General features: G+C 59.6%; 11 protein-coding genes. 8 read left to right on the top strand and 3 right to left on the bottom strand.

What is annotated here, in order from left to right:
- Window positions 1-159: 159 nt before the first annotated feature.
- From ACODTY_RS17825 to ACODTY_RS17810, 4 genes are all read left to right on the top strand, one after another.
- Window positions 160-549, top strand: coding sequence for a hypothetical protein (locus ACODTY_RS17825; protein ID WP_488995546.1), 390 nt, complete (start codon window positions 160-162; stop codon window positions 547-549).
- A gap of 177 nt (window positions 550-726) precedes the next feature.
- Window positions 727-2,274, top strand: coding sequence for a GumC family protein (locus tag ACODTY_RS17820; protein ID WP_488995545.1), 1,548 nt, complete (start codon window positions 727-729; stop codon window positions 2,272-2,274).
- Window positions 2,275-2,305: 31 nt separating this feature from the next.
- Window positions 2,306-3,280, top strand: a complete 975-nt coding sequence (locus ACODTY_RS17815) for a CpsD/CapB family tyrosine-protein kinase (protein WP_488995544.1) — start codon at window positions 2,306-2,308, stop codon at window positions 3,278-3,280.
- 14 nt (window positions 3,281-3,294) lie between these two features.
- The gene (locus ACODTY_RS17810) at window positions 3,295-4,227 is read left to right on the top strand and encodes an ExeA family protein (protein WP_488995543.1); all 933 of its coding nucleotides are present in this window, start codon (window positions 3,295-3,297) and stop codon (window positions 4,225-4,227) included.
- A 38-nt stretch (window positions 4,228-4,265) separates the two neighbouring features.
- On the opposite strand, the gene ACODTY_RS17805 is transcribed toward ACODTY_RS17810, so the two are convergent.
- Both ACODTY_RS17805 and ACODTY_RS17800 read right to left on the bottom strand, forming a co-directional pair.
- Window positions 4,266-5,069: a WecB/TagA/CpsF family glycosyltransferase gene (locus tag ACODTY_RS17805; RefSeq protein ID WP_488995542.1), complete on the bottom strand. Its 804-nt coding sequence runs from the start codon at window positions 5,067-5,069 to the stop codon at window positions 4,266-4,268.
- Window position 5,070: 1 nt separating this feature from the next.
- The gene (locus ACODTY_RS17800; RefSeq protein WP_488995541.1) at window positions 5,071-6,312 is read right to left on the bottom strand and encodes a hypothetical protein; all 1,242 of its coding nucleotides are present in this window, start codon (window positions 6,310-6,312) and stop codon (window positions 5,071-5,073) included.
- A gap of 400 nt (window positions 6,313-6,712) precedes the next feature.
- On the opposite strand from ACODTY_RS17800, the gene ACODTY_RS17795 reads away from it, so the two are divergent.
- A complete protein-coding gene (locus ACODTY_RS17795) occupies window positions 6,713-7,636 on the top strand; it encodes a glycosyltransferase (protein ID WP_488995591.1) in 924 nt (307 codons plus the stop codon).
- Window positions 7,637-7,720: 84 nt separating this feature from the next.
- Window positions 7,721-8,947, top strand: a complete 1,227-nt coding sequence (locus ACODTY_RS17790; protein WP_488995540.1) for a GNAT family N-acetyltransferase — start codon at window positions 7,721-7,723, stop codon at window positions 8,945-8,947.
- Here the strand turns inward: ACODTY_RS17790 and ACODTY_RS17785 are convergent.
- Complete coding sequence (locus ACODTY_RS17785) at window positions 8,940-9,923, bottom strand: right-handed parallel beta-helix repeat-containing protein (RefSeq protein ID WP_488995539.1); 984 nt, start codon at window positions 9,921-9,923, stop codon at window positions 8,940-8,942. The genes ACODTY_RS17790 and ACODTY_RS17785 overlap by 8 nt on opposite strands.
- A gap of 270 nt (window positions 9,924-10,193) precedes the next feature.
- Here ACODTY_RS17785 and ACODTY_RS17780 point away from each other — a divergent pair, with 270 nt between their 5' ends.
- Window positions 10,194-11,507 carry an O-antigen ligase family protein gene (locus ACODTY_RS17780; RefSeq protein ID WP_488995538.1) on the top strand — a complete coding sequence of 438 codons (1,314 nt, stop codon included), beginning with the start codon at window positions 10,194-10,196 and terminating at the stop codon, window positions 11,505-11,507.
- A gap of 156 nt (window positions 11,508-11,663) precedes the next feature.
- Entirely contained in the window at window positions 11,664-12,677 is a 1,014-nt protein-coding gene (locus ACODTY_RS17775) for a glycosyltransferase family 2 protein (RefSeq protein ID WP_488995537.1), read from the top strand.
- Window positions 12,678-12,733: the final 56 nt, after the last annotated feature.

Genomic DNA, 12,733 nt, shown 5'->3' with positions numbered 1-12,733 from the left:
AGCAAGCATCGGCCAAGCTTACGCATAAGCTTTATGGAGTAAGATAAATCACATGTAACCGGCGCTGCGACAGCCGAATGACCAGATGGAAAAGCCGCCGGGATAGGCCAGTATTGTCTTCAAGCTGATGCGCGAGGCGCGTCAACAACGGAGAAGATCATGGCCTTGTTCGGATTCAGGATTCGCAGCGCTGACCGGGACAGTGCCGGGGACGCCGCACGCATGCAGCGTCTTGCCGACACGCTGTCGACGCTTGCCGCCGAGATCGAACACGAGCGGTCCGGGCTTCGGTCAAGACGCGAACAGGCTGCTGAAAACGCTGCCTTCTCGATGGCGGCGCTCGAGGACGACGGGGCCGATCACTTGTCGGGCAAGGTGGACGGCCTGACCAGTTCGATGTCCAGATATTCCGAACGCATCGCCGTGCTGCAGGCACAGGCCGAATTTGTCGAGGGATTGCTGGAGGACATTGCGCTCTTCACACGCGAATACGGCATCGCGATTCAGGGACCGGCGGCCGCAATGCATCGCACCGGAAGTGGCTATTGAGCCTGCGAACTAGACCCTTTCGTATAGCCCAAGGTGACAGGCTGTCACGCAAAAGGATTAGGCCTGTTGGCCGTTGCTGACACCCTTAGCACCTATCAGCGATCTATCGCCGGCTAGGCTGAAACTCGAAAATGCACAGGCTGGAATCAGTACCGGCTTACAGTTGTTGGGCCTGCCATGGGTGATGTCGATATCCGTTTCTATCTATCGCTGCTGTTGCGGCGACTGCCACACGTGGCGGCGATCATCGCGGCATGCACGGTCGGCGGCATAGCGGTTGCACTGCTGGTACCGCCGCTTTATCGCGCAAGCGCGAAGATCCTCGTCGAGGCTCCACAGATCCCCACGGAGATGGCGCGTTCCACTGTGCCGATCAGCGCCGTGGAACAGTTCGAGGTTATTCAGCAGGAAGTCACCACCCAGGGCAAGCTGCAGGATCTGGCAAAGCGGCTCGATGTCTATGGCAGCGATATCGCCAAGATGTCGGCGACCGATATTGCCGACGACATGCGCGACAGGCTCCATTTCGAACAGGTCCAGCTGGAAACTCAAGGGCGCGGCGAAGGCGCCACTGTCTTTGCCGTTTCCTTCGACGCCAAGGACCCTAAGCTTGCCGCAGCAGTGGTCAACGATCTGGTCGACCGTGTCGTTGACAAGAACCTCAGCCTGCGCACCGGCCGGGCTGGCGAAACGATGAAGTTCTTCGACCAGGAGGTCGACAGGCTGGGCAAGGAGTTGAGCGGACTGGAGGCAGAAATCCTGCAGTTCAAGAATGCCAACAAGGATTCACTTCCCGACAGCCTGGATTTTCGGCGCAGCCAGCAAAGCGGCCTGCAGGACAGGCTCTCCCAGTTGGAACGGGAAGAAGCAGGCTTGCGCAGCCGGCGAAACAATCTCGTCCAGATGTTCCAGAACACCGGGCAGTTGGCGACTACCGGGCCGCTAAGCCCTGAGCAGCAGATGCTGCAGGACATGAACAGGGCGCTGGCCGATCAGCTCAGCATCTTTTCGGAGACCAGCCCGAACATCGTGACGCTGCGCAAGCGTATCGCAGCCCTTCAGGAGCAGATCACCAATTCGGGCGGCGCAAACAAGAAGGCAGGCCCGACCGAACTCGACCTGCAACTTTCGGATATCGACGAGCGGCTGCGCTACATTGCCGAGGAAAGGGCGTCCATATCGGACAACCTTGCCAAGCTGACGAAAACCATTGCCGCCACGCCGGGCAACGACACCAAGCTCAGTGCACTCGAGCGCACGCGAAACAACATTCAGGCACAGTATAATTCCGCGACTGCCCTTCAGGCGCAGGCGTCGACAGGCGAGCAGATCGAGGCCCGCTCCAAGGGCGGCCGTTTTTCGGTTGTGGAACCCGCCGTCGCGCCGGAAAAGCCGATCCAGCCAAATAAGCTTCGCATCGTGGCCGCAAGCATCCTAGCGGGAATAGCCGGCGGCCTCGGCCTCATAGTGATGCTTGAATTGCTCAATAAGACCGTGCGTCGTCCGACCGAACTCGCAGAACTCCTGGAGACCCAGCCGCTCGCCACCATTCCCTATATTCTCAGCCCCGAGGAGAAGCGGTCGAAATTCCGGCGGTTGCGATTGGGTATGGCTCTGACCGGCAGTATCGCCGTTGCAGCGCTCCTTGGTGCCGGGGCTTCCGGCATCGTCGCTCCCGTCCCTCAAAATACGGCCCTCGGCCTTTCTGCCGATGGGGCTCTCTGACGTGACACGAAAGCAGGAAGGTAAAAGGGCCGTGCTGGAAGGTACAAAAGCTGAAGGTATGGAGCTGATCCAGGCCGCGCTGGTCAAGGCAAGGGCCGAGCAGCAGATGCCCGCGCCCGCGAAGCAGAAGGCAGACAGGCGGGTGGCCGTTCCATTCGCGCCCGTACCCCAGCAGATTTCCGCGCCTCCGCAAAAGAAGCCGGCAAAAAAGCACAAGACCAACGGCAAGGCGCATCCAATGCCTGCTGCTCCTGCGCCAGTTGAAGCGCTGGCGCGCCCGGCGCTCTTGCCTGCCGCATCTCCGCAATCGGTTTGGGACGGCTTGCAAATCGGAAGGCCGGACCCCTGGCGGATCGAGCAGGGCAGACTGGTCACCGTTGGCCGCACCGATCCTGCCCATGTCGCGTTCGACATCCTGCGCACCAAGGTCATGCATGTGATGCGCGAGAACGACTGGAAGTCCCTGATGATCACGTCGCCGACGGCACGCTGCGGCAAGACCGTCGTCGGGCTGAACCTGGCCTTTTCGCTTGCCAACCAGAAGGACTGCCGCACGGCGCTGGTGGATCTCGACCTGCGCCGCCCGCAGGTGGCCGAGGTGCTGGGCGTCAAGTCGCCGCCTTCCATGGAGGAATTCCTGAAGGGTAATATCGCGGTCGAGAACATGTTTTCGCGCTATGGCGAAAACCTTGCCGTTGCCGCCAACAACCGTCCCGTGCGCATGGCCGCGGAACTGCTGCAAAGCCCCGAGGCCGCGCGCGCCGTATCGTCGGTACGCCAGAAACTTGCAGCCGACATCGTCATCTTCGACCTGCCGCCGATGCTGGCCAACGACGACGTCATGGGATTCCTGCCCAATGTAGATTGCGCCATCCTCGTTGTCGCGGCCGAGGAGAGCACGGTCTCGGAGGTCGATCTTTGCGAACGCGAGCTTTCCGAAAAGACCAACCTGCTCGGCACCGTGCTCAACAAGTGTCGCTACGCGCCTGAAAAGTACGGGTACTGAGTGGAGTGACCGTGTTGCATAATCGAAAGCAGTTCGCGCCCAAATACGATGATGCGTCGGAGCAGCAAGCACCTCAGCCCCGGCCAGCCGGCGGTTCGAGCAGCTTCCTGATTTACTCGAACCATTTCGGGATTAGCGGACGGCCGTTCAGTCTCGTTCCAGATCCGGGCTTCCTGTTCTGGTCGACCAATCACAGCCGGGCCTATTCGATGCTCGAATATGCGCTGGCGACATTTGCGCCGATCAGCGTCATCACCGGCGAGATTGGTGCTGGAAAGACGACGCTGATCCGTCATCTGCTCAGTGCCGCTGCACCCGACCTGCGCATCGGGTTGGTGTCCAACGCGCACGGCGACAGGGGGCAGCTTCTGCACTGGGTGCTGGATTCGCTGGGGCAGCCGCTCGGCCGCGGCTTGTCCTATGTCCAGCGCTTCAGCCAGCTTGAGGAGTTTCTGAGAGGCGAGCGCGCCCAGGGCCGTCATACCGTGCTGATTTTCGACGAAGCCCAGAACCTCTCGGCCAAGATGCTGGAGGAACTGCGCTGCCTGTCGAACCTCAACGACGAGAACGACGAAATCCTGCAGATTGTGCTGGTTGGACAGCCCGAGCTCAATGAAATCATTGCCAGGCCACGAATGCTGCAGTTTGCGCAGCGCGTGTCGGCGCAGTTCCACTTGTCGGGTATGCCGGCTGAAGCCGTGGCCCCTTATATCGCGCACCGCCTCTATGTGGCCGGCGCCAAGCGCAAGATCTTCACGCGCGGGGCCTGCGAGTTGATCGCCGCGGCCAGCAACGGCCTGCCGCGCGTCATCAACCAGATCTGCGACTATGCGCTGGTCTATGCCTTCGCCGAGGATGAGAAGACCGTCGATGCCGACGTTATCCGGCAGGTCATCGCCGACAGGAAAATCCAGTCGCTAAGCGGTGCGGCTACGCCGATCGCCTGACGGCGGCGGAAAAGCTTCCAGTAGAGATTTCCTGAATGTTAGCGCCGCACGCCGCTGAAAATGTGGTCGGGCGGTGTTTCCTTGCCGGCCTTGAAGGCGCGCGCCGGAGCGATCAGTTCGCGCGCGGTCAGGACGAGGAAGGTGGCGTTGGTCGAGAAGTAGCGCCACCACAGGCGGCGCGGCTCCTGCACCACCCGGTAAGCCCACTCCATGCCCGCGCGTTGCCAGACACGGGGCGCGCGCTTGGTGATGCCGGCCATGATGTCGAACGAGCCACCGACGCCGTGCAGGATCGGCACATTGAGCGAGCGGCCATAGGTGCCGAGGAAGATTTCCTTCTTGGGGGAGGTCATGCCCAAAAACAGCATGTCGGCGCCCGACCGCCGGATGTCTTCGGCAATGCCCTCGCTGTCGGCAACTTCGAAATAGCCGTGATGGCTGCCGGCAATGCGCAGGCCGGGGAAGCGCTCAGCGATCTTTTCCTCCATGCGCGCCAGAACGTCCGGGCGTGCGCCGAGAAGATAAACCGAACGGGCGTCGTGATGGGCCAGCGTCAGCAATTGCTCGAATATGTCGATGCCGGCGATGCGTTCCGGCAGCGGGCGGCGAAGCATCTTGCTCGCCCACACCACCGATTGTCCGTCGGCAAGCAGCATGTCGCACTCGATGAGCGAGTTCCGCAACAGCGAGTCCTTGCGCAGGTTGACGACCTTGGCCGCGTTGAGAACGCCAAGCAGCAGGCGGTTGCGTGTCACCAGCGCCGTGCGGCAGCGGTTGATCACGTCCTCCATGCTTATCGCATCCATGTAGACGCCGAACAAAAGCTGCCGCTGCGTGCGCATGCTACGCTCCCCAGGTTCTGGAAACGGCCTGTTTCGGATCACGCCCGCTCAGGCCCGCGACCGTGCCGCCGCACAGCCAGGCGTAGAGCAGCCAGCCGAATTCATAGGGCCGGCATTCGTAGTCGACATAGGTGGTGGGAAAGAGAAGATTGAGGCCGGGCAGGTGCAGGCCGGGCCGGATCGCCGTCGTCACGGCTGCAATGGCGCGGGCGGCCTTCTTCGGCTCGCGCCGGGCTACTTTGCGCCAGATCACGCCATGCTCTTCGCTGACCAGCGGCGTGTCGATTTCGGGATGTGTGTCCAGCCACTGCACGCCTTTGACGACCGCAGCCAGATGGTCGGTGCCGCCGGCTTCGCGGAGATCGAGAAGGGCCATCGGCGCCATCGCATGCTGGTGGACGCTGTAGACCGGATAGCCTTCGACGACGCTGCCGTCGCGGACGTCATAGTGCCACCACCATTGACCTGCCGGACCTTGCAGGGCGCAGATGCGGGCGGCACATGCTTCGGCAGCTGCTAGTGCTTCTTCATCCGGCGAGGCGACATGAAGCCGGGCCAGCGCCTGGATCGTATAGACCTGGTCGGCAAAGCAGCCGACATGGGCCCGCCAGCGGCCGTTGGACGAGGCGGGCAGCCCATGTGGAAACAGGCCGAACGGGCCCTGTGCCTCGATCAGCCTGTTGCGGGCCATGGTGGTCAATCGGGCGGTGTCGCCCAGATGACGCGCCGCCACCGCTGCGAGAAGCGCCCAGGCGCAATCGACCGTGTTCACCGGGTCGCCCGACTCCAGCCAAGCGGTCAGGCGGTTGAAGAGGGGCGCGGCATATATTCCGGCAGCTTCCGCCGACGTCCAGGCAGCGAGTGCAACGGCGCCGGGGTCGCTGGAAAATTCCGCACGCGTGGCGGTGGTGCTGATGAGATCAGCCGCCGTGACGCCCTTCAGGATGCGGCGCTGCTCCTCGATGCTGGTGAACGACAAGCCTAGCGCGACATCGATCGCATAGCGCAGGCTATCGCCTTCCGCCCGAACGGCCTTTCCCTTGGCTGTATTCACGCCCCTGACGGTGTGCGCGAACGATCCCTTGCGGTACATGCGCGGCAGCCCGTTCTTGGCCAGTTCGACCAGTTGGTCCATACGGGCGCGGGTTGCCGGCGCAACGGCGCCAAGCGCCCGCAACCGGTCGAGGGGGAAGATATCGCTTCGGTCGGCGGCGATCGGCACTGGCTGTTGTACTATGCCCAAGGGAACGCTCCTGGTCCGTGTTCGGCCTGCCTTGTCGGTGTGGGCAAGGACTTGCATCATGTGCTGCTGTCGGGAGCGCACGCCCCAACTCTCCCTGATGCTAGAAAATCTGGCCGGTTTTGCCATTGGCCTGAAAGGCTTACTGGGCGATGCGCGGGCGTGGTGCGCTTACGATGGGTTACGCCGATAGGACTAGGGGTTCTACGACGCGCACGCCTTGTCTGGCTGAAGAGGCAGGCCGCACTACGCCGCTGGGCCGCGTTGCAACTGGCCTTTCGTATCGGCGATAGTCTTGCACGAAATTGGCGCGCATCCCTGCGTGGGCGCGCAGCAGCGCGAGATTGGACGGGACTTGGAACAGGCATCCGGCGAATTGCGAAGAACGGCAAGGCGTGAAGCCATCCGCGATCCACTGTCGCTGGCGGCGGTTATCGTCACTTACAACAGCGCCGAGGTGCTGCCTGGCTTGCTGGACTCGCTTCCCGCCGGCTGCGCGGGCATCGATGAGCTCGATGTCATTGTGGTGGACAACGATTCGCGTGACCGCTCGGTCGAGATTGCGCGCAACCATCCGGTTGGCGTGCGCGTGATCGAAACCGGCAGGAACGCCGGCTATGCAGCCGCTATCAATGCCGCAACCGCCACCATTGGCAAGCATTGCGATGTCCTGGTGCTCAACCCCGACATCCGCCTTATGCCGGGTTCCGCCCGCATATTGTGCGAAGAACTGTCGGATCTGGCGATCGGTATCACCGTGCCGCAAATGCTCTCGGAGGACGGGCATCTCGCGCCTTCGATCCGACGCGAACCTTCGTTGATTACTGCGTGGGGCGAGGCATTGCTTGGCGGCACGCTCGCTGCCAGATGCGGCCTCGGCGAGATCGTCCACGATCCGGCCCTCTACAGGGACGGCGGGTCCATCGAATGGGCGACCGGTGCGGCGCTGATGATTTCGGCGCGCGCCCGTCTCGCCGCTGGTGATTGGGACGAGTCCTTCTTCCTGTACAGCGAGGAAGTGGATTATTTGCGCCGTGTTCGTGAACGGGGCTTGTCCGTCAATTATGTGCCGCAGGCAACGGCTGTGCACTTCGGCGGCGACTATGAGAGCAGCCCCTTCCTGTCGGGCCTGATGATGGTCAATCGTATTGAAGACTACCGCCGCAGGCACGGCAAGCTAGCCACTGCCACGTTTCGACTCGCGATGATCATGGGCGAGACGTTGAGAGTTTGGCGAAGCCCAGCGCACAGAGCGGCCCTTCTTGCCGCGTTTCGTTCGAATGGCCGGAATCTGCCGGCAGCACCGGCGATGACGAATCAGAACTGAAGAGATCGGCATGACTCTCAAGATTGATAGGTCCTGACACTAGAGCTCTAGCGCTCGGACCCACAACGGTTTGGATGTGATCCTATGCTCGCCACGATACCTCTACCGAACTCCCGTGTTGATCAGGGTGTCGAGGCACGTGCCGTGGAGGTGACGAGCCTTGCCGGCATCGAGGCGTTGCGGCCACTTTGGGGCAGTTTCAAAGTGTCCGACATCGATTCAGACATCGACTATTTCACGGCGGTGGTCGCTAGTGCTGACCTTGGCGCAAGACCTTACGTATCGCATATCCGGTTGGAGGACGGGCATGACCTGCTCGTCGTCGCACGAATTCAACCGATAAGCCTGCCGTTGCGGGTGGGTTACAGTGTGCTCGGTCATGTCAAGCTGCTCGCTCTGATTGTGTCGTTCGACGGCATATTGGGAAGTCGGGGCCGCGCCGATGAGGATGTCGCCTTTGCTCATCTGCAAAGCGCGCTTTCGAAAGGTGAGGCGGACATTGTCATTATGCGCAACATTGACGTTGCTTCGGACAGATATTCCGCGGGTGTCTCGTCCACGCTCAGGCTTCTGCGAGGCTTCAGCCCACCACCTTCACGGCGTTGGGTCGCAGATATTCCAGGCTCGTTTGATGAGTTCCTTTCCGGTCGCTCATCTAAAACGCGCAATACGTTGCGCCGCCATGACAAGGCGTTGCGTGCTCACTACGAAGGTAAGATCGAGCTACGCCGTTTTGACCAGTGGCATCAGATGGATGAAATGTGTGAAGCGATGCGCATGGTTGGATCTCGATCTTACCAGCAAGGATTGGGCGTCGCCTTTTCCGGTTCGCCGCTTCAGATGGCCTTGATCAGCCTTGGTCTGAAGAAAGGCTGGGCCCGCACATGGGTGCTGTATCTGGAAGGTCGACCGGTGTCGTTCTGGACAGGAATGGCTTACGGAAACACCTTCTACATAGGAACACCCGGTTTTGATCCGGAGTTCTCAAAGCAATCGGTCGGTCGCTTCACGATGCTGAGAATGCTTGAGGATTTGTGTGCCGATCCTGCGATCTCCCTGCTTGATTTTGGTCAGGGCGAAGCAGAATACAAGTCCGCCTTCGGCCGCTGTGCCCGGCGTGAACGGGAGTTGTTGTTGATAGCGCCCAGGGCCGGCGCCTTGCTGAGGATGGCAGCCTATTCATCGCTGGCTGCGCTTAATGATCAAGGGCGCAGGCTCGTCGGCCATCTGGGTTGGACACGCTCGCTAAGGTCGATGTGGCGCAATAGGAAGGCGGGAGCGTCGTCGGCGGACCGAACCGACCTCACCTGAACGCGTTCAGGTAGGGGGAGACAGCTTCCGCTCGAGGACGCATGGGGCTGTCTTGCGCGGACGGAAGTGGCGGCTTGATCAATACATTGCCCGAGAGGATAGGCTTCTGGTCGTAGAGCGCGAAGCTGCCCCAGTGGCCACCGCCAATCCGATTGTCAGTAATGCGAATTGAAGCGTCATCGACAGGCCCGCCACCCTTTCTGCCGTCGACATAGACCGTATATCCGCCACCGATCAGCAGATTGTTGTCGACAACGATATTTGACAGCCCACTGAAGGTGTTCCCCATGATGATTGCGGCAGTCTGCTCGTGTTCGTTGATTACGGTGTTGTGAATGATCGATACGTCATTCGCTCCGTTGATCTGTATGCCGTCGAAATGAGGGTCCTCATCAGTCGCCGCCAGGCTATGAATGAAATTGTCCTTTATGACGGACGGCCCCCATATGGTCATGCCGTTTTCTACGCCGTGAATATTGCTTCGCAGAATGGTTCCGTGCCCATAGAAACCGTTGTCGGTGGTGCTTTGGCCGTCGATCTCGCAGTCCATCAACGTGAAGCCGGGAGCATTGTCGACGATCATTACCGCGTGCCAAGGCGTTCCGGAGATAATCCTGGAGTTCTTTACCGTAACGTTGCTCGCTTCGATCACAACATTTCCGATGACCTCCAGCCCTTCGACAACCTGGTTGTCCGTTGTGATGTGAAGAGTGCCTTCATAGCGAGTCAGGACGGTCGATGCCGGTACGCCTGTGTTGGATTTATCAGGGTAGCGTTCTTCGCCCGCAACAGTTGTGGTTGTCGTCCAGAGGACCATGAAAGGCAGGACGAGCGCGAAGAATACCTGCACCAGATTGGGCCATTTTTGATTGGCGTAGGGACGAACGTCGCTTGGCAAGGCTTTTGATATACCGTTACAGCTTTCTGCAAAGTTCGTTAGCGTCCGGGCTTTGCAGGCAACGGTCAATTTGAGCAATCAGTCACACGAATAATCCGATGGGATGAAGCGGGGCGTATCTGCCTTCGCCGCGGATCAATTCCGGCAAGGGTATATGCGCAGATAGTCGGCGGAAGGCTGACTTACGCGGAGATTGGCGTGTGGTAGGTTCGGCTGACGTTTGGGTTGGCGACCTGTTTGGCGTTGAGCGACTACGCGGCGAGGTCGGAGCATACGATGGAAAGGACTGCAATCGGCGCACCTGGAAAGTCGCGAACACCGCGCCGCGCAAGATCAAGAGGAACACGATTGAGCCCCGTCGCTCACCAACGATTGGCGTGGCCGGTACGATTGCTACTTATCTCGCTCTTTATACCTTGGACTTGGCACCTGGGCCCGCTCGCCCTTTCAATGCACCGCACTGTGCTGCTGATCATGGTGGTGCCTTGTCTCGTAGCCTGGATTTCAGGCAAGGCGGGTCGAATTCGCGCTTCGGATATCACTCTCCTACTCTACTGTCTTTGGGCCTCGGTCAGTCTGATGGTCAACCAAGGCTTTGACGGGAGCATCCAACCGGCAGGCATATTGTTCATCGAAACTGCCGGCTCCTATTTCATCGCAAGATGTTACATTCGCAATGCTGACGATTTCCGGCGCACAGTACATCTATTGTTCTGGCTCGTTGTCGCCCTGCTCCCGTTTGCGATACTGGAAGCGGTCACCCACCGTGATGTCCTTTTGCAGGCATTCTCGGCTGTGCTGCCGGTTCCAACTACGGCAGAGAATGATGCGCGCCTAGGTCTGAGGCGTGTCCAAGCCGTATTCGAACATCCGATCCTGTTTGGTGTGGTAGCTAGCAGCGTGTTCGGCCTGTCGTTTCTTGTGCTTGGATATAGCGAAAAAGGGGTCAAACGTTGGATGAGGCCGGGGAGTGTCTTCGCGACCGCATTTTTCAGCCTTTCGGCCGGTCCACTCACTGCCTTGATCGCTCAAGGCATGCTTTTGTCCTGGAATTGGCTGTTGTCGGGCTACGTATATAGATGGCGCTTGCTGTGCGGCTTGCTGGCCACGGCCTGGATCAGCCTTTCGATGGTTTCCAATCGATCGGTGCCGAATCTGTTCCTCAGCATGTTTTCATTCGACGGGGAGTCGGCGTATTACCGCATTCTCATATGGATATTTGGAACGCGCTCGGCGCTTGACAATCCGTTCTTCGGCGTAGGTTTGAACAGATGGGAACGGCCTGTCTGGATGCCGCCCAGCATCGATATGTTCTGGCTCATTCACGCCGTCTACTACGGAATACCAGCAGCAATTTTGATGTTGCTGACCTTGATCATACCCTTCTTCTCCATTGGGTTCCTCAAAATATCGGATGGCCGGCTCGACCAGTACAGGATTGCCTATGTGATCGCGATGTGCGGCTTTTTTCTCGTTGGATGGACCGTACATTTTTGGAACGCGACGTATGTGCTATTTCTGTTCCTGCTGGCGAGCGGCATCTGGATGCTCGAAGCCGAGCCTGTCAAAGACCAGGAGACGAAAAACGCCTCGAGGCGCTTGTCTCGTGCCGGTCCTGCTCAGAGGCATAACAGAGGGGTTCGTGCGCGGACGACGATCTGAAACGAGAAATCGTTCCCTGTTGTCCCTTTGAGTGAGGGTGCTACCCCTTGTCAGCCCGTTCGTATCGGTCTGAATTGAACGCACAAAGAAGCTGGCGATCTGCCGCTCCGCTTGAGTGCAGCGCAAGCTTTGAACTGTTGTCTTGGAAGGTCATCGATGGAACGCCGGAACACGATGGGCAAAGCCTCGACTGCCCAGGTTTCTGTAATTTTGCCGACGTACAACCGATCTCGTAGCTTGCGTGCGGCGATCGACAGTGTGCTCGGACAGTCTTACACCGATCTGGAACTGATCGTGGTCGACGATGCCTCTTCGGAGGATATCGAGGGGCTTGTCCGCGGTGTCGGAGATCCTCGCATTCGCTATGTCAGGCGGCCAACGAACGGTGGCGCCGCTGCTGCCCGCAACTCTGGCCTTGCCGTGGCCACTGGCGAGTTTATTGCCTTTCAGGATAGCGACGACCTCTGGCTGCCAAACAAACTTGAGCGGCAAATGATGCTGCTGGAACGGTTGCCGGACGACGTCGGCGTGGTGACCGGTGGCAAGTTGCTCTATGGCCGCGACGCAAACTTCAATTTCGGCCATGGCAAGGTCGCCTACGCGCCGGCGCCGGAAACCATCCTGAGGCTTGATGAGGACCAGGTTGGGCATCTTCTGACGGAAAACCGGTTGAGTTTGCAAAATGCGCTATTCAAGCGGAGCCATGTTCCGGACACGGCTTGGTTCGATCCCATCGCGTGCGCCAACGAAGATTGGGATTTTGCCATTCGCCTAGTTCAACGCACAAAGATGTATGAAGATATTGAACCGGTTGTGGTCGGTTTCATGTCTCCGGACAGTATTTCATCGAACCGCAGGAAGCAGATGATAGGCGTTCTGCGCATTATGAAGAAGAATCGTGCCTTGCTTGCGAGCTACAGGAAGCAGCGATCGATACTGGTCATGGATGTCGCCATAGAGTTGGTGAGGCAGGGAAAAACAAGGCGCGCCCTTGGTTTTATCGGGAAAAGCATCAGCGACCGGCCAGTGAATGCATTTCTCCTGCTGGATATCGCGACAGGCAAGGCGAAAAGAATGTTGCTCAGTTATTGGCGTGGGCTGCGAACGAAGCGTGCATCGCCTTCGCCCGTGCCGCTGTACCGAGAGGGGCAGGTTGGCCGACGGCCATGAGCCCGAATTGCCCGCAGCCAGGATCGACTCTTGCAGTGCCTTGCTGGCGCGCTTTC

This window comes from Mesorhizobium sp. FG116, from assembly GCF_057809835.1.
The sequence above is the reverse complement of the archived record's forward strand: the minus strand, read 5'-3'. Positions and strand labels throughout refer to the sequence as shown.

Bases quoted from the DNA above. Each gene is read 5' to 3' on its own strand.
- ACODTY_RS17825 (WP_488995546.1), top strand. From the start codon at position 160: ATGGCCTTGTTCGGATTCAGGATTCGCAGCGCTGACCGGGACAGTGCC.
- ACODTY_RS17775 (WP_488995537.1), top strand. From the start codon at position 11,664: ATGGAACGCCGGAACACGATGGGCAAAGCCTCGACTGCCCAGGTTTCT.
- ACODTY_RS17790 (WP_488995540.1), top strand. From the start codon at position 7,721: ATGCTCGCCACGATACCTCTACCGAACTCCCGTGTTGATCAGGGTGTC.
- ACODTY_RS17820 (WP_488995545.1), top strand. From the start codon at position 727: ATGGGTGATGTCGATATCCGTTTCTATCTATCGCTGCTGTTGCGGCGA.
- ACODTY_RS17805 (WP_488995542.1), bottom strand. From the start codon at position 5,069: ATGCGCACGCAGCGGCAGCTTTTGTTCGGCGTCTACATGGATGCGATA.